An 18,288-nucleotide genomic window follows, 5' to 3' on the forward strand; every position below is an offset into this window, starting at 1 on the left:
TTCCTCATTTTACTCTAGTGTAAGTCCCATGGAAATTAGTGAAATTCTCCAGCGACGCGGTATCCTTGACGAGCGCCAGCTGCAATTAGCGCAGCAGTCGGCGAACGGTCATCGTCTGGATCGTGTTGTGTTGGATATGGGACTGGCAACAGAAGAAGACCTGCTCAAGGCATTCGCCGATGAACTGGGCATGAAGTATTTTGAATTGAAAGACTTTCAGGTTGATACGGAACTGCTTTCTCAGTTTCCGGCCACACCCATTTTCCGACACTCCCTGCTTCCTTTACAGCGTAATAACGGACGCGTGCTGGTCGCATCTGGCGATCCATTTGACTTTGAAGCCATCGACGAGTTGAGTTCACTCAGTGGTCAGGTTCTGGAACCGGTACTGGCACTGCATGATGATGTCGTCGAGCTGATCAAGGATAATCTGGGCGTTGGTGGTGACACCATCAACGAACTTGTCTCCCAACGCGCAGAAGAAGATGGCGTAGAACTGCTCGAAGAGGTATCCGAAGAGCACGGCGAACTGGCCGACATGGCGCAGGCAGCCTCCGTCATTCGTCTTGTGAACGAGCTACTGATTGAAGCCCTGCAGCAGCAGGCCAGTGACGTGCACATTGAACCTCATGAAACGGGTCTGGTCGTACGATACCGTGTCGACGGTCTGCTGCGTGTGCAGTCCGTTCCTCCGGAAATCAATCATTTCTATTCGGCCATTATTACCCGTCTGAAAATTATGGCACATTTAAACATCGCAGAAAAGCGATTGCCTCAGGACGGACGAATCAAGCTCCGAATTACCGGCCGCGAAATCGACGTGCGTGTCTCGATTATCCCCATGATTTATGGCGAAGGAATCGTCATGCGTCTGCTGGATAAGGAACGTATGGTGTTCCGGTTGGATAATGTCGGCCTGAATCCCGAAATGTTATCCACGTTTCGTGAAATGATTGAACTGCCTCACGGGATCGTACTGGTCACTGGGCCAACGGGTAGCGGAAAAACATCCACGCTGTATAGTGCATTGAATGAAATCAAAAACCCGGAAACAAAAATCATCACGGTAGAAGACCCGGTCGAATATCACAGTGAGGGCATCAGCCAGATTCAGGTGAACTCCCGCATTGGTCTCACATTCGCCGCCGGCTTACGCAGTATCTTACGCCACGACCCCGACGTCGTTCTGATTGGGGAAATCCGTGATGGCGAAACCGCCAATAGTGCGATTCAGGCAGCTCTCACCGGGCACCTGGTATTCAGCACGTTGCACACCAATGATTCTCCCGGCGCCTTTACGCGTCTGGTCGATATGGGAGTAGAACCATATCTCGTCGCCAGTACAGTCGAAGCAGTTCTGGCGCAAAGACTGGTGCGTGTTCTCTGCAAGCACTGCAAGCGACCTTACCAGCCACAGTCAGAAAAATTGCCACCTGATTTTCCGGATTTGAAGATCAAAGAATTATGGGAGCCCGCCGGTTGTCGGCATTGCCGCGAATCAGGATATTCAGGGCGTATTGGAATCCTGGAATTACTGGTGAATGATCCCGTCATCAGAAAATTGTGTACCGAACACGCCAGTTCCGGTCAAATTCGCGACTATGCCCGCAAAAACGGGTGGCAGACATTGCGAGATGCCGGCTGGCAAAAAGTCATTGAAGGACAGACTTCCATTGATGAAATTTTGCGGGTAACGAAGGGAGATATCTAAAGATTTTTTCACATAAGACGAATGAGAATCATGTTTGAAGTAGTTTAAAGTAAATCAGAGTTAATCATATGCCGGACTTTCAATACATCGCGCGAGAAGCTACAGGCCGTCAGGTCACAGGAATTCTCTCTGCACCCAATCAGCAGGACGCCCTGAATTCACTGGCTGCGCGGAGCCTGTTTCCGGTAAAAGTCGATCTGGCAGATCAGGCCAAAGCACAATTGAAATATTCCGGCCGCCGTGTCCGGGCGCGCTATCTGTCTGTATTTTATACCCAGTTGGCAGACCTGTTGAAGTCGGGCGTGCCCCTGTTACGGTCGCTGGAATTACTACATAAGCAATCCACGAATCCCGCGTTAAAACTGGTTCTGGAAGAAGTACGTGGAGAAGTCGCCGACGGAACCCGGTTAGCCGTTGCCATGGGACAGCACCCTAAAGTCTTTTCCGAGCTTGCCGTCAGCATGGTACGTGCGGGAGAAGAAGGCAGCTTTCTGGAAGACGTCTTAAAACGAATTGCCAACTTCACCGACCATCAGGAAGAACTCAAAAATCGTGTCGTTGGAGCGATGATTTATCCTGCATTCCTGACGACCTTTGGTACCGTCATTGTCAGTTTCCTGCTGGTCTATTTCGTACCCAAATTCGAACCCATTTTTGCCAGAATGTCTGAACGAGGCGAACTTCCCTGGGCCACTACGACTCTGTTAGGCTTCAGTGCCTTCATGCAATCCTACTGGTTTGTGATCTTTTTCGCGATCGGAATCGCCGTGGTCGCTGTTTATAAATATGTAGAAACAACCGAAGGCCGGATGAAATTCGACCAGTTTCGTTTACGTGCCTATGGTCTCGGACCGATCGTACGCAGCCTGGCAATTGCCCGGTTCTGTCGTATCCTGGGAACGCTCCTGGCAAATGGAGTGCCTATTTTGCAGTCACTTCGGATTGCGAAAGATGCTGCCGGAAACAAAGTGATGAGCGAAGCGATCGGCGAGGCGGCTGAAAGTATTTCGTCGGGAAAATCGATAGCACAACCATTTTCGAGCTGCGGACAGTTTCCGGAAGAAGTGGTGGAAATGATCGCCGTCGGTGAAGAAGCCAACAACCTGGAACAGGTGTTAATTGATATTGCAGACAATATGGAACGCCAGACAAACCGTAAGCTGGATATGTTTGTGCGAATGCTGGAACCGCTGATGCTGTTGATTATGGCAGCCGTTGTGGTTTTTGTGATGTTAGCGCTATTATTACCGGTTTTTCAAAGCTCCGGTTTACTATAATAAAAAGAGAGTTACTGGTTTTATCTCAGGCAGGTAGAACCCAGAACGTTCCCTTCTGGAAAATGTATAAAGTAAAAAAAGGATGGAGACATGTATCGAGTTAAACAAACACAGCGAGCACAACAAAAACGTCACGGTTTTACCCTGTTGGAAATGTTAATTGTACTGGGAATTATCCTCGTCATTGCAGCCATGGTGGTTCCCAACCTGTTAGGCAGCCAGAAAAAAGCCAACATCAAGGCTACCCGCGCCAGTATTCACAATCTGGAGCAGGCATTCAAGCTTTATGCTGCTGAGAATAATGGAGAATATCCACAGGGTGGCCAGGAGCAGATTCAGCTTTTACTGGAGCCTCCCACTTCAGGCGATAAGGCTGCAGAGCCTTTTATCGAATCAATGCCACTGGATGCATGGGGGCAGGTCTTCCAATACGAGTATCCGAACAACAAATCGAAATCAACCAAGCCGGCAATCTGGTCTTCTGGACCAAATCAACAGGATGAAAATGGCTCGGGCGATGATGTAAATAACTGGGATCAGACAGAATAATCTGCGATTGCAAAAGGACTGCAACAGATGAATTCAGGGGATGTCGCACGTGACAGACAGTCAGAACAAGAATTCGAACACGCAACAACTTCGAGCAGCATTTACGCTGTTCGAAATGTTGCTCGTTCTAGCTCTGCTGCTGGTGCTCGTTTCCGTTGTCTGGCCGGCTGTATTGCGAATCAGTTCCAGTAACCGGTTAAGACAGAGTATGCAGGACCTGCATTCGGCGTTCTCTGCTGCCCGCATTCGCGCGATTGAACATGGCGTGAACTATCAGGTTTATCTCGAACTCGGAGGCCAGCACTATCTGGTCGTCCCCGTTGATCAAAGTCTGTTAGGGCTGGGCGCCGAATCGAGTGGATCCTTGCCGGCCTCCAGCGGACACGCCGTGATTGACGGAAAACTGCCTGACGAATTCGAATTCAGTAAAACCGTTTCCACAACAGTCAGCCAGCCCGCAATCCCCTTTGAGTGGCTGGCGAAGCTGCCTGGTGCCAAGGACTGGAAATGGATGGAAGCCTCGTTTCCGATCACGTTCTATCCAGACGGATCAGCCGCAATCGACTTGCAGCATGAGGTCCTCAAAAAAGATCAGCAGGTGGCTCGTGTCCAACTGCGGGCTCTGACCGGCAACACGACGATTTCTTATGAGCAGGAGAAATCGAAATGAACGCCATTACAACACACACTCCCCAAACTGACAAGAACCGTTCCGGCCTTACATTACTTGAAGTCCTGATCTCACTCTCCATCTTTCTGGGCGCATTGACGGCTCTCAGTCAATTGATCGGCATTGGTTCGCGGGCGGCTGTACAATCACAGCTGCGCACGCAGGCGATTATCAAATGTCAGTCCAAACTGGCTGAAGTGCTGGCTGGCGTGCAACCGATGGAGCCGGTCAGTCAGGCTGGTTTTGAAGAGAGTGACGATAACTGGAAATGGAGTCTGAATGTCGAACCGGGAGACTACGATAATCTCTTGAAGCTGACCGTCCTCGTTCAATATGCCGGTGAGTCGGAAACAATCTCATCAAGTTATCAGCTAACACGTCAGGTCCGAGACCCGGCGATGCTGCTCGATGCGGCCAATACGGTGGAAACCAGCGACGATACTTCTGTACTGGAGGAATCGTTATGAAACGTCAGTCGACCTGCGATCCAACAGGCTCACCAAAAACTGCCGGCTTCACTATGCTGGAAGTCATTCTGGCGATCGGTCTGACCAGCCTGCTGCTGGCGGCCATTTATTCCGCCCTGGATCTCTACTGGAAATACACAACCATTGGTCATCAGCAGGTAGAACGCGCTCAAATTGCCCGCGCAGTGTTTCAGAAAATCACACACGATTTACACAGTGTGACCTATCAACAGCAAATCTCTGAAGACTCTTCCAGTTCCTCAGGGGATGAGGAAGAGGTCGTTGAAATCCAGGTCACCAATCCGGATGACGCTTACACTTCCGGGAACATTGGCGTATATGGAGATGCACAGTCACTGGTGCTGCATACCAGCCGCCCCGCACGGCAACCGATGCTTATTTCACAATCATCCAGCGGCAGCAGTTCCACAAGTTCACAGAGTGACCTGTTATCCGTCTCGTATTTTCTGGCAGTTGCTGGTTCGGAAGGGCTACAGGGTGCGGTTGGGGATCGTTTCCGTGAAACGTCCGGCACAGGTAATGGAACACAGGGTCTGGCCCGTCTCGAAGGAGATCGGCTGGCGATGAGTAAGGCCGATGAATCAGCCAATTATGAACAGCTGGCGCAACAGTCACAATTACTGGCACCGGAGATCGGCAGTCTGCAGTTTCAATACTTTGATGGAACTGACTGGCTGGAAGTCTGGGACAGCATTGAATATGGCACTGTCCCCCTGGCAGTGAAAGTTACGATTGGCTTTCGAAACAATGAGGAAGAGCAGAGCGTGTTGAATACGGTAAATGAAAAAATCAATGGTTTTGAAAACACCTTCAGCATGGTCATTGCACTTCCGTTAGCATTACCGGCAATCCTGCAGACGACAGAACAGGAAAGCAGCGATTTTTAAATCCGTAAAGATATTTTTTTGAGAATCATGAAACAACTCACTTCACAGCATGAATGCAGACGACCTTTTCCTGATCAGGAAACAGCGTCGCATCTGCGCGCAGGCAGCACGCTGCTGGTGGTGCTGGTCGTTGTGGTCATGCTCAGCCTAGGCGCCTATACGTTTTCGGAACTGATGATCGTTGAAATGGAAGCCACCAACATTTATGGCCGATCGATCCAATCGCGCGAATTGGCGTTATCGGGAATCGAACTGGCAGCCGCTTATGTGGGGGATCGAACAGAGGTCGAGGGCTGGAATTCGTATCACAATCCCGATCAGTTTCAGAATATCATTATGATACCGGGAGAGATTCCACGCACCAGTGGTTATCTCAGCGTGGTTGCACCCGTCAATTCAGATTCTCAGTCAAAAACAATCCGCTTCGGGCTGATGAATGAATCGGGCAAACTGAATCTAAACATCCTGGCATCTGAAGAAGTCGAACCATCATTAGATCTTGAAGAAGACATCGAAGTTGATAGCGCCGTTGATCGCTTAATGTATATTCCGAATATGACGGAAGACATCGCCGCTGCCATTCTCGACTGGATCGATGAAGACGATGAAACGCGTTCGTTTGGTGCAGAGAGCGACTATTACGAAACACTCGAAACACCTTACTTTGCTAAAAATGGCCCTCTGGAATCGCTGGATGAGCTGTTGCTGGTCCGAGATGTGACCCCCGAACTGCTCTACGGCGAAGATACCAATCGGAATGGGATTCTCGATCCAAACGAAAATGACGGCGACGCCACTCTGCCGATGGATAATGCCGATGGCGTATTGGACTCAGGCTGGTTCGCTTACTTTACCGTACATAGCCGCGAGATTAATATCCGCCCGGACGGCTCCGAGAAAATCAATCTCAACGGCACCATGCTGACGGAACTGTATGATGAACTGGAAGCAGAGTTGGGACCGGATGAAGCACGCTTCATTGTAGCATATCGTGTCAGTGGACCAGTGCTTTCGGTCGATGATCTGGAATCAGGGGGAAGCGGAACCATCGTCGGTGGAGGCATGTCCGATCAGCAGGCTTTAAATGAACTGGCTAACGGTCTGGCGAAAGCCATGTTTTCAGAAGAAGGTGTCACAGTCACCCGGGCCGGAATTGATCTGTCGGGAGGCGGAGTCTACTCGATCAACTCGATCTTTGACCTGATTGGATCAGAAGTCGAAGTCGAAATCGACGGGCAAAAGACAACACTCACCAGTCCCTGGGCTGCGGACCCGGCAACGATGACTGCTGAATTGCCTATACTCCACGATCTTCTGACGACAAGCAAAAACCAGTATATCGAAGGACGAATCCAGATTGATGAAGCGCGGCTGGAAACACTGCAAGGCATTCCGGAAATGGACGACGATTTAGCCAATGCGATCGTAAATTCCCAAATGACTGCTACAAACGGAGCACCTTCTACTGAAATCAGCCAGGCACGGCAAACAACGGGATGGCTTGTCATTGAAGGCCTTACGACAATAGAGCAAATGCGAAAACTGGCCCCGCATATCTGTAGTGGCGGTGATGTATTTCGCGCTCAATCTCTCGGCTATTTTGGTCAGGGAGGCCCGGTTACCCGGGTCGAAGCCATCATCGACGGCACATTTATTCCCCCACGAATCACCTACATTCGCGATTTAAGCAATCTGGGTCCCGGATATCCGGTATCTACATTGCAGGGAGCAACTGAAGAAGAGTAACTCTCCGATTATGTTTTTTGCAAAACGATTTTGATACTGATTTTTTTAAGAAGCAATTTATGGCTGACTATCTGGCAATCAATTGGGGAAAAACCGGACTCTCTGGAGTCGAAGCACACGTGAGCAGTTCTGCTGTTTCCGTTAAGCGTTCGTTTCAGATCGCCTGGCCGGACGAGTTGCATCCGGCTCGAGATCCGATTTCCGCCGGCAGCTGGTTGAAAAACGAATTCTCCCGATTAAAAATCGCCAGCAAGCAGATCCTAATCTCGTTTCCCCGCCACGATTCCACAATTCGTCTGATCGAAATCCCAGACGTACCGCTGGAAGAAGTTCCTGAGATCGTCCGATTTCAAACTGCGACCAAATCGTCGGTACCACTCGGACAGCTGATGCTCGACTATCTGTTATTGCCAGCACAGGAAGGCAAAACAACACGGGACGTACTTGTGGCCAGCATCTCCAAAGACTTGCATCAACAAGCCATGAAAACATTTCAGTCGTTGGGTATGGAAATCGTTTCTACAGGAGTCAGTTCACTGGCAGCAGCAGAATGGGTCTCTCATCTCGACGTTGACCTTGCGAATCTGGATGTTCCCACACTGATCGTCAATCAAATCGATCACTATCTGGAACTCTCTTTGATCAGCAAATACCAGTTACTCTTTTCGCATTCGACATCAATCACCTCGGGAGATCAGGCAGCCATCGAGTCGGCAATCCAGACAGAAATCAATCGATTTCTTCTCGCCCGCAGTGCTCAGCTTGGCGGTCATAATATCGAACTCGTCTTTCTGATTGGAGATCCATTAGCTCTTCAGGACTTTGCAACAACTCAAGGTGAGCGTCTACACTGTCGCGTGGAAGTAATTGACCCACTCTTACAGATCAAGACTGGCACTGGGGATGTTTCTGCTTTGGAATCTCCGGGCGTTTTAGCCGGTCCACTGGGAATGCTATACTCACAGAGCCAGAAGAGACTGGAGACTGTCGACTTTTTACATCCGCATAAAGCGGAAGAAAAACCGGACCGCCGTAAACTTCAAATTGGTCTGGGAGTGGCCGGCGTCGCTTTGATTCTGCTCACAGCGATGTTTTTGACTCAGCGTAGTGTTAGCGATCTGGATGACCAGATTGCCGAACGACAGAAAGTGCAGAAAGACCTGGATGAATTTCTCAAACGAGGCCAACCGACACTGGAGTCAGTAGCGTTGATCGATGAATGGGAAAACTCAAATTCCAAAGCATTAAAAGTCATGCAGGAATTAGATACCGTACTCCCGGGCACCGATCGAATTTATCTGGGCGAACTGGATGTCACTCGTTCGGCCGGTCAATCCATCAGTCGGCTCAGAGCAACGGGTCATGCCAAAGATGATCTTGATGTCAGAGACCTCAATCAACAGTTATCCAATCATAATTATCGGGTTCACCCCAAACGAAGTAATAATACAACCATGGATACATCGTATCCAGTCCCCTTTGAGATCGATGCAGAACGATTACCCGCGAAAGCGGAACCCCCTCAGAAACCTGCTACTGAAAAAAACAAATAATGGTAGGCTCTTGGATGATGAATCTGTTTAAGTTGTATTTATTTTATTGAGTTGAATGTTTGAACGATGCAAAAACGAGAAAAAATACTGGCAGCGGTTTTTGGAGCCGTGATTGTGATCTGGTTGGGGATGCCCGTCATCGACAGCACCTTTATCGAACCAGTGGAATCACGTAAAAATCAGCTGAAAGCATTGAATCAACAGATTGATCAGAAAGAACAGAAAGAGCTGGAACTTCTCCGGTCCGCCAAACAGCTGGGGAACTGGGTTGCACACAGTTTGCCGCCCGATGAACACGATGCACAGCGGCTGTATCTGGAATGGTTGAATGACCTGGCAGAACTTTCCGGAGTTTCCAATTTGAAACTCTCACCGGGGCGTCGTATTCGCGAAGGCAAAACATACATCGCGATCCAGGTCTCACTCGAAGGGTCTGCGACATACGAGCAACTGTGCCGATTTCTCTTACACTTCTATCAGGCAGATCTGCAACAGAACATTATCGGACTGAAGTTGAATAGCACGGGCACCGGCAAGTCCGATCAACTCGAAGTCAAACTCACTGCTGAAGGGCTGGCATTAACGAAAGCCAAGCCGCGTGAGCAACTGTTTCCCCGCGCAAAGTTAGCTTCAAATTTAAACTTCGATGAAACGAAAATAAAAGTTCAGGACACGATTGATTTTCCCAAGCAAACACCGTTTCGGATTCGCATCGATCAGGAATTTCTGACCGTCAGCGAGATCGCCGGGGATACCTGGACCATCGTTCGGGGTGCCGATCTAACGGTGCCTGCCCGCTATGAAACGGGGACTCCTGTTGAACTGGCTCCTTTGAACCAGTTTTCAGAAGGCAACACAAAGCTACAACAGCCGATTACGGAAGACGCACAGTTGATCAAAGTTCTCAGTACCAAATATTTTCCTTTAGGCCAGAGCTTCCTTGTCAAAATTGATCAGGAATTCCTGAATGTAATAAACCATGCTGGAGGAGACTGGACGGTTCAACGCGGCATGCTCGACAGCAAACCGGCTGCTCATAAAAAAGGTGCCACGATTACACAGGCGCCCCAATATTTACAGACTGTCTTTGATTATGGTTTAGTGGCGGCATCCAGCCCGTTTGCCAAACCAGTTCCCGATAAAGTCTACAAACTGGAGCTAAAGGACATTTCCGATCAGACTGTCGTCAGAGGGAATACTCTGGATCTCGCGCTGACTTTACAGGGGGTGAATCCTGGATTAAAAGCTCCCGTACTCTCTGTTATAGCGGAGCTGCCCAGCCTGGTGGCCGAATCAGGTAAGTTAAAGTGGACCCCAACAAAAGAACAGAAGCCGGGCGTGTATCCGGTGATCGTGACTGCCACTCAAGGAGAACAGAGCGTTGAAAAACTGTTCCAAATCGAATTCCTGGAAAATAATACGCCTCCCCAAATTGAAGTTGTCACGTCGGCGACCGCCTATCAGACACAACCAATGTCTCTGATTGTAAAAGCGACAGACGCCGACCTCCCACCACAAAAACTCAACTTTTCGTTAGGTCCCGGTGCTCCTGACGGTGTCAGCATCAATTCAGAAACAGGCGAACTCACATGGACTCCCCCGGTTTCCATGGAACTGAAGGAGTATCCGATTACCGTAACGGTTTCTGATTCAGGAACCCCGCCCGTTTCCTCATCAAAGCAGATTAGTATCAAAGTCGCATTGGATGATGCGTTCTTTACATTCCTGACAGGTAGCATCGACATCGATGGTAAAAAAGTCGCCTGGCTTCGTAATCGAGCCACCAATCAGAAACAGGAAGTACAAACGGGCGATAAAATCAACGTGGCTGAAATTCAAGCTGTTGTGAAAGCGATAACAGAGAAACATCTCATTCTGGAAATCGACGGCAAACAGTGGATGCTCTCACTGGGAGAAAATTTCAGATCCCTGCGAAACCTGACGGGAGTTCCTGTGTTGAATTAGCGTCTCTCTTTTCACAGTTCTAAAGGGATTATTACATCCTCTTTCTCCAATTCATCCTTCCTATCCCCAAGCACCTGCCTGCCCTATCCTGTTAATCAAGTCACCTCAGAAGCCGGCTTCAATGAAGTCTTCGGCTGAATTAGATCGTGCGCATCCCCTTTATAAATAACAGGTTATCGACATTAGTCATCCTCGAAAAAACTCGTTTTTTCTTTGCAAATCTAAAACCTTTGTTCAACAAAAATGTCAAACTTTGCCGATATTAACGATTGTAGGGATTCTGTCGGAGAAGATCTCGCTTGAGATACGTCCACACTCCTTGGCTTCAATTCCTGAATTTAACTCCTGATATCAATGGGGTGAAACGTTGTTGTCTTTTAAACGATTAACCAGAACTGTTTCCAGGCAATTGCGGTGTCTGCTGGCAATGCTCATGCTGTGCGGACCTACAATTTCTGCTTACGCCGATAGCAAACCCGGCTTTTGGAGCCGCCTGCGTAAGTCGTCCGATACGCAGGTGCCAGCAAACCAGACCAGTTCAAATGTGGGAAATCGAAATCAAAACCAGCCTGCAGCTCAGATCAAACATAACTTGAAGCAAACCAATGAAGTCGCTGACATTTCATTAAATCACGTTCAGGCAACCTGGGAAAAGGTCCTGACACAGGTTGCAGAACAGAGTCAATTAACGCTGGTCATGGATGTGGTCCCCAAAGGCTTTTTTTCACGCATTGATAAAAGATCACACTCGCTGAAAGAAACATTTCAGATATTAAATCGTGATCTCGAGCCAAAGGGGTTTCGATTACTTCAAAAAGATCAATTCTTAATTGTTCTCGATCTTCGCCAGGCCAAACCAAGATATGTACGGGCTACCGTTCAGACAAGCGGTAAACAGCATCGAGAAGTAGAAGAGAAAAAACAGACTGTCAGACAAGTCGAATATGTGGAACAGGCTGAGCATTCTGAACCGCCCGTCAAACAAGCTGATGTTCCGGCAACCTTTGAACAGAGTGCGCGTCAGCTACCACAACAACCGTCAAAACCACAATTGACTCTTTTTGCAGTTCGACCACGTACCTTAAACAGTACCGAAATCCTGCGGCTGTTTTATCATGCGTTTGAATCACGCGCAGAATTGCAGGGAGAAGGCCCGAATGGCCTGCCGGGAGTCGCTGTTTACTCTCAAAATCAAAAAAGTCTGACTGATGATCAGACAAACGAGTCGCTCAATATCGTAGAAGCACAAGTTGAATTTCGTGTCGGACTCGACAAACAAAATAATGAATTGATATTCGAAGCTGCGGCATCCAAAGCACGTGCTTTAAAAACAACCGTGATGAAACTGGATCAGGCTGCCAGCGGAAAAGTAGAATCGATTCAACTGGTAACCGGTTCCGCTCAGATTGGTCAGGTCGCCCAGACACTCCACAAACAGACCAGCGCAGTAAGCAATCGCCGTAGTCCTCAACAGGGCTTATCAGTCAATACTTATTCCAACCGTCGTCTTCCCTCGCGACATCAACAGATTGATCGCCTCAGACAGCGTGTTGATCAAGTCGCCTTCGATGATGCACAGCCTGGAAATAGAGTACAAAATCCACAACAGCCTCAACCTGCAGAAAAACCAACCGAAGGCGTCAAACAACCCTCTCTGCCGGAGTTATTACAGGATTTGAGTGGCAATGTGAATATTGAGAGTGTGCCTGATCTGGGTGTGCTCATCCTGCGTGGTAAAGATGAAGATGTCAATGCGTTGATGAAAATCATCAAAGAACTGGAGAAATTGAGCGAGGGAACGCGACCTGACATCCATTTATTAAACTTGCGTCACGTGAACTCAACGGCACTCGCTGATCTATTGAATGGGGTTTACGAAGACCTCGTGAAACTGCGCGCCATCCAGGGACAGATTCAGAAAATCAAAATCATTCCTCTGGTCAAACCGAATGCGCTGCTGATTCTGGCCCCCGATACCGATATGCCTTCGATTCTCAAATTAGCGGAAGAATTGGATCAGCCAGTAAATCCGCAGACCGAGTTTGGCGTATTTGAGTTGAAAAGTGCCAGTGCCAGCCAGGTCGCAACCACATTAACAGATTTTTACAACGAACGTGGCGGACTGGGAACACGGGTGATTGTTTCTGCCAACATTCGAACGAACTCGATCATCGTCCAGGCACAACCACGGGATATGCAGGAAGTGGCAGCTCTGATTCAAAAAATTGACCAGGACCAATCTCAGGCAGTCAGTCGCGTCAAGATCTTCCCGTTAACGAATGCCATCGCCGCCGATCTGGCGGAGACTTTGAATTCCACACTACAAAGCGTGTTGAATCCTGCGGCGGCACAGACCTCGGGCTTAGGGACTAATATTGGTGGTGCCGGCGGAGAAGCGGCCCAACAGTTACAAGAAGCACGGTCTGTCGTTCTGGAATACCTTGCTCAGGAAGGAACTCAAAGCCGGGTGCTCCGATCTGGTCTATTAGCCGACATTCGTGTCATTGCAGACCCTCGTGCGAACTCTCTGGTTGTGACTGCTCCCAAAGACAGCCTGGAACTGATTGGTGCGTTAATTAAACAATTTGATCAACGAGTCTCAACGGTCGCAGAGCTCAAAGTATTCACCTTAAAAAATGCAGACGCGCAATCGATGGTCACATTACTCCAAGCTACGTTTTCTCCCGAAAACCAACAGACAGATTTGGGGATTCAAATTGCCGGAGTGAATGATGCAAACAGTAATCTGATCCCGTTGAATTTTACCGTGGATCGTCGCACCAACTCTGTTGTTGCCCAAGGGGGCGCGGATGCACTCCAGATCGTCGAAGCGATTCTGCTCAAACTGGATGGCGCCGATAGCCGCAAACGGGAAACGACGGTAATTCAACTAAAAAACACCCCCGTCGCGGATGTCTCGGAAGCCATCAATGAGTTCCTCGACACACAACGTTCGCTGATTGCGCAAGATCCGGACCTGATCAGTAGCTTCGAATTACTCGAACGGGAAGTGATTGTTGTTCCTGAACCAATCAACAATAATTTGATCATCAGTGCCACTCCACGCTTTTTTGAAGAGATTTCCAATCTGGTCAAAAATTTAGACAAGGAAGCGCCTCAGGTCATCATCCAGGCTCTGATTGTTGAAGTGGAACTGGATAACGATGATGAATTTGGGGTCGAACTCGGGATTCAGGATTCACTACTCTTTAACCGAAGTATTATTGACAATGTATTAACGGTACAGCAAACCGTCACCGGACAGAACAACGTCACACAAACCAATCAGACGATTGTGTCACAAGAAGCCACTCCCGGGTTTCTGTTTAACAGCATCAACCCGCTAGGAACGAACAATACCAACAACGTTGGTAATACCGCAGGGCAGGCACTGAGTAACTTTTCACTGCAGCGCGGGAACAGCGACCTCGGCTTCGGGGGCTTGGTGCTTTCCGCCAGTTCCGAATCGGTCAGTATTCTGATTCGCGCTCTGGCAGCCAAGCGGAACGTGCATATTTTGAGTCGTCCGCAGATTCGAACAGTGGATAATGTGACAGCCCAGATCCAGGTCGGTCAGATTGTTCCCGTTGTCAATGGTGTATCGGTGACTGCCGTCGGTTCTGCCAATCCTGTGATCGAACAGTCAGAAGCCGGGATTATTCTGACGGTCACCCCCCGTATCAGTCCTGATGGCAATATCGTGATGGAGACGCAGGCTGAGAAAAGTGATTTCAATGGTCAAAGCGTTCCCATCTTCACTGATGCTACTACAGGGAACGTTGTGGAATCTCCGATCAAGAATATCACTCAGGTTCAAACGACGGTCAGTGTTCCCAACGGTCAAACGGTTGTACTGGGGGGAATGATTACGGAATCTGATACGACCATCGAGCGTAAAGTTCCCTGGCTGGGTGACATTCCACTCGTGGGAATTCCTTTCCGCTATGACTACACTTCAACGCGTCGGAAAGAATTGCTGGTGTTCCTGACACCACGCATCATTCGAAACGACGCCGATTCTGAATTCATTAAACAGGTCGAAGCAGAACGAATTCATCTGCAGGTTGAGAAAGCAGAAGAGATGCAGGGACCTATTTTTGCGGTCCCTCCGGGAGAACCAGAGTTTGTCCCTGAAGGAGATGGGATGCTGGAAGCAATTCCGACCACCGTAATGCCACAAACGAATCTGAATCCGGAGATCATGTCCGATCCGAATTTGGAAGGAGCAATTCAGCAAATCAATTACGAGACACAACAACCCGTTCGTTCTCCGAAAAAACCGGTTAAACAAAAGCGATTTCAAGCGAAATTTCCTTATTGGGGACGAGACTAAACAATGAAACATCTGATCGTGCCTGTTCGATTTTTAGCATTGCTCTTGTTACTTTCGACATCTAATTCCGGATGTACGAGCCTGGCGTTGTCTACCTGGGATTGGAAGGGTGCCAAAAATTTTGCTTCACCCAAAAAACCAGCCGTGGAAATAGTCGCGTTGTGGGAAGCTGCTGAAGGCAAAGGCGTAGATGGTATGCCGACGCGCGGATTTGCAGGACAGCTCATGTTTTTTCAACATAACAACTCTTCACCCGTTTATGTAAAGGGTGAGGTCATGATCCATCTCTACGACGACCAGGGAGCCACCAGCGAACAGAATAAACCAATCCATCAATACAAATTCGACTCAGGTGCCTGGCAGGTCCATGCAGTCGATTCAACGTTAGGCCCTGCCTATCAGGTGTTTATTCCCTACGTACGAAAAGGAAGAGATCAGGCAGAATGTGCCTTGCGCGTGCAATTAACTCAGGAGGGTTCTGCTGACATTTATTCACGAATGATCTCCGTCAAACTGGATGGCAAAACTCCCAAAGCGGCAGAGCAGCCTCTGGCGCAACAAAAGCCAGCCCCGAAAGAAAATGTACTCGTAGAAACCTTGGCGCGGCGGGAACAGGGAAAACGTCTGGAACTCTCTTCGGAGCTCCTGGATTCGAGAGTAAAACGTGTTACGGAACAGCAAAACGAAATCCAGCAGGTCAAAGCTGAAGTCAGCGTGCCCTCATCGGACGAACGGGACGAACGAATTCGCCGACTGGAGCAACAGCTTAGCAATCTCCTGAATGATAAAAGCCAGGCACCAGCTGAGAGAATTAACAGTCTGCTCCAGGAAAACGCACCAAAGCAATCCGCAAGTTACCGACAGTTTCGATTAAATGCCCCCAGCGAGTAAGTCTTTCCCCACTTGAAAAACAGATTATTTACTTCCACGTTTAAATGTCGATGTTATAATTAGGGACATACGGGTTCGGTCCGTTCTGGCTTCTGTTTCGGGGAAAATCATGACACGCTCTATTATCACAACTGCCTTATACCTAATAGTTTGCGCGTGTTTCACTTTTGGAATCACCGAACAAACCGAGGCACAAGTACAAACTCTATCTAGCAGTTCGTCTCAGACTTCGGGGAACACGGGAACCACAATTGGAAATGCAAACTCGGGCAATCGTGGAACGGGAAATTCTCAGTTCGGTCTGTCAACCATGGGGACGGTGCAAAACCTGACACCTCAGAATGGATTCATTGGCCGTTCCGACGCCGCTCAGAATTCATTCATCGGACGGAATAACGCACAAAACGCGGCTAATAATGCCGGTCAGACGCGCAATTTTAACCGAGCCAATACTGGCGGATCTGCACAGAATCAGTTCAATGCCGGGCAAACAGGGCCGAAAGTTCCCGCCTTCCGTCCACAAATGCGCGTCGCCTTTACCGCACCACCGCTTCCACTCAGCAATGTGCAAACCTCGATGGGGAATTCGTTCGACCGGATCAAGGAACGTAATGAACAATTTCGGGGCGTACAGTTCGAAGTCAACGCTGATCGTAGTGTGACACTGCGAGGCCAGGTCGAAATAGCTGGTGCTAAGAAACTGGTCGAGTTTCTGGCAATGCTGGAACCGGGCGTACGCAAAGTCAAGAATGAACTGACCGTTGCGACTGCCGGTAAATAGCATTCGCTAAGCCAGAGACGTTTGGGCGGGCGTCCTGACCGATTTCATAAGTAACGCAAATTGCTGATCGTGATCACTGAGTTGCCCCGCGCTGTCCTCAAGCTGATTCTCGCTAATCGGGATCTTGAAGACATGCCCACTACCGGGAGCAACGTCAACCGACGCCGAATTTTTGTCTAACAATGCTTTCAAATTGAAGACCGTATTTCCGGCGGGAGTCATCAATTCCAGTTCATCGTTCAGACCAAACTTGTTTTTGACATCTACAATCAAGCCGTCCTCGTCACGGTCGATGATATCGCCGACAAATTGCTGCTGATTGGCCATCGAACGACCATGCTCATAATTCTGCATACTTTCAGAAGCATGTCGCTGAAAGAAGCCCTCGGTGTAACCGCGGTTGGAGAGACTGTCGAGCATCTCCAGCAAATTGTCATTGAATTCAATACCCGCGGCAGCATCATCAATGGCTTTGCGATATACCTGTGCGGTGCGGGCGGCGTAAAAGAACGATTTGGTACGTCCTTCAATTTTCAGCGAGCTGATGCCCATGTCACTGAAAGTCTTCACGTGCTGCACGGCGCGCAGGTCTTTGGAATTCATAATGTAGGTACCATGTTCATCCTCGTAAGCAGGCATATACTCGCCAGGTCGCTGCGGCTCTTCGAGCAGAAAAACCTGATCTACAATCGGCAACTGCTGCTGACTTTTGGGCGGGGGAGGATTTTTGAGGACGATATCCCCTTCCAGTGTCTGGACGGCTTCATTGACTTTGTAGTCCCAGCGACACGCATTGGTACAGTTTCCCTGATTTGAATCCCGGTGGTTCATGTAACCAGACAGCAGACACCGTCCCGAATACGCAATACAAAGCGCCCCGTGTACGAAGACTTCCAGTTCCATATCAGGACACTCTTCCTGAATTTCGGCAACCTCTTTGATGGAGAGTTCTCGGGAAAGAATAATGCGCGTCAGGCCAAATTTCTGCCAGAACTTGACTGTGGCATAGTTAACGGCGTTCGCCTGCACGGACAAATGAATGGGGACGTCAGGCCAGCGTTCCCGGACCATCATGATTAACCCGGGATCAGACATGATCAGGGCATCCGGCTTCATGTCGATCACCGGCTCCATGTTCTTGAGATAGCTGCGCACCTTCAGATTGTGCGGTGCAATGTTACTGGCGATATAAAACTTCTTCCCCAGTCGGTGTGCTTCTTCGACGGCTTCTGCCATCACTTCCAGCTTGTTGAACTCATTTTCGCGAACTCGCAAGCTGTAGCGCGGCTGACCTGCATAGACTGCATCAGCACCAAACGCATAAGCGTACTGCATGGCCTTGCGAGTTCCAGCGGGAGAAAGAAGTTCCGGTTTCATTTTGATACCTAAATCTTGACTTTAACAAAGTGTAAGCACGAATGATTCAAGCAGAATAAT

General features: G+C 49.0%; 13 protein-coding genes. 12 read left to right on the plus strand and 1 reads right to left on the minus strand.

Annotated features, from left to right (window positions below; all coding sequences use genetic code 11):
* Nucleotides 1-28: 28 nt before the first annotated feature.
* From Pan241w_RS24550 to Pan241w_RS24605, 12 genes are all read left to right on the plus strand, one after another.
* Entirely contained in the window at nt 29-1,711 is a 1,683-nt protein-coding gene (locus tag Pan241w_RS24550) for a GspE/PulE family protein (RefSeq protein WP_145220933.1), read from the plus strand.
* A 68-nt stretch (nt 1,712-1,779) separates the two neighbouring features.
* Complete coding sequence (locus Pan241w_RS24555) at nt 1,780-2,988, plus strand: type II secretion system F family protein (RefSeq protein ID WP_145220936.1); 1,209 nt, start codon at nt 1,780-1,782, stop codon at nt 2,986-2,988.
* A 90-nt stretch (nt 2,989-3,078) separates the two neighbouring features.
* Complete coding sequence (locus Pan241w_RS24560; RefSeq protein WP_145220939.1) at nt 3,079-3,537, plus strand: type II secretion system protein GspG; 459 nt, start codon at nt 3,079-3,081, stop codon at nt 3,535-3,537.
* Nucleotides 3,538-3,577: 40 nt separating this feature from the next.
* Nucleotides 3,578-4,207 carry a hypothetical protein gene (locus tag Pan241w_RS24565; RefSeq protein ID WP_145220942.1) on the plus strand — a complete coding sequence of 210 codons (630 nt, stop codon included), beginning with the start codon at nt 3,578-3,580 and terminating at the stop codon, nt 4,205-4,207.
* Nucleotides 4,204-4,674 (plus strand): type IV pilus modification PilV family protein, encoded by a 471-nt coding sequence (locus Pan241w_RS24570; protein ID WP_145220945.1) that lies wholly within the window; start codon nt 4,204-4,206, stop codon nt 4,672-4,674. Before Pan241w_RS24565 ends, Pan241w_RS24570 begins: the two co-directional genes overlap by 4 nt.
* A complete protein-coding gene (locus Pan241w_RS24575; RefSeq protein ID WP_145220948.1) occupies nt 4,671-5,582 on the plus strand; it encodes a prepilin-type N-terminal cleavage/methylation domain-containing protein in 912 nt (303 codons plus the stop codon). The genes Pan241w_RS24570 and Pan241w_RS24575 overlap by 4 nt, the downstream gene beginning before the upstream one ends.
* A 27-nt stretch (nt 5,583-5,609) precedes the next feature.
* On the plus strand, nt 5,610-7,328 hold the full coding sequence (locus tag Pan241w_RS24580; protein ID WP_145220951.1) for a type II secretion system minor pseudopilin: 1,719 nt from the start codon (nt 5,610-5,612) through the stop codon (nt 7,326-7,328).
* Between the two features lie 59 nt (nt 7,329-7,387).
* On the plus strand, nt 7,388-8,881 hold the full coding sequence (locus Pan241w_RS24585; RefSeq protein WP_145220956.1) for a type IV pilus biogenesis protein PilM: 1,494 nt from the start codon (nt 7,388-7,390) through the stop codon (nt 8,879-8,881).
* A gap of 66 nt (nt 8,882-8,947) precedes the next feature.
* Nucleotides 8,948-10,846 carry a cadherin repeat domain-containing protein gene (locus tag Pan241w_RS24590; protein WP_145220959.1) on the plus strand — a complete coding sequence of 633 codons (1,899 nt, stop codon included), beginning with the start codon at nt 8,948-8,950 and terminating at the stop codon, nt 10,844-10,846.
* Nucleotides 10,847-11,216: 370 nt separating this feature from the next.
* Nucleotides 11,217-15,179 carry a secretin N-terminal domain-containing protein gene (locus tag Pan241w_RS24595; protein WP_145220962.1) on the plus strand — a complete coding sequence of 1,321 codons (3,963 nt, stop codon included), beginning with the start codon at nt 11,217-11,219 and terminating at the stop codon, nt 15,177-15,179.
* A 3-nt stretch (nt 15,180-15,182) separates the two neighbouring features.
* Complete coding sequence (locus tag Pan241w_RS24600) at nt 15,183-16,070, plus strand: hypothetical protein (protein WP_145220966.1); 888 nt, start codon at nt 15,183-15,185, stop codon at nt 16,068-16,070.
* Nucleotides 16,071-16,179: 109 nt separating this feature from the next.
* Nucleotides 16,180-16,851 carry a BON domain-containing protein gene (locus Pan241w_RS24605; protein ID WP_145220968.1) on the plus strand — a complete coding sequence of 224 codons (672 nt, stop codon included), beginning with the start codon at nt 16,180-16,182 and terminating at the stop codon, nt 16,849-16,851.
* Between the two features lie 6 nt (nt 16,852-16,857).
* On the opposite strand, the gene trhP is transcribed toward Pan241w_RS24605, so the two are convergent.
* The gene (gene trhP, locus Pan241w_RS24610; protein ID WP_145220971.1) at nt 16,858-18,228 is read right to left on the minus strand and encodes a prephenate-dependent tRNA uridine(34) hydroxylase TrhP; all 1,371 of its coding nucleotides are present in this window, start codon (nt 18,226-18,228) and stop codon (nt 16,858-16,860) included.
* Between the last annotated feature and the right edge of the window lie 60 nt (nt 18,229-18,288).

The sequence above is a fragment of the Gimesia alba genome (genome assembly GCF_007744675.1).
Taxonomy (GTDB): Bacteria; Planctomycetota; Planctomycetia; order Planctomycetales; family Planctomycetaceae; genus Gimesia; species Gimesia alba.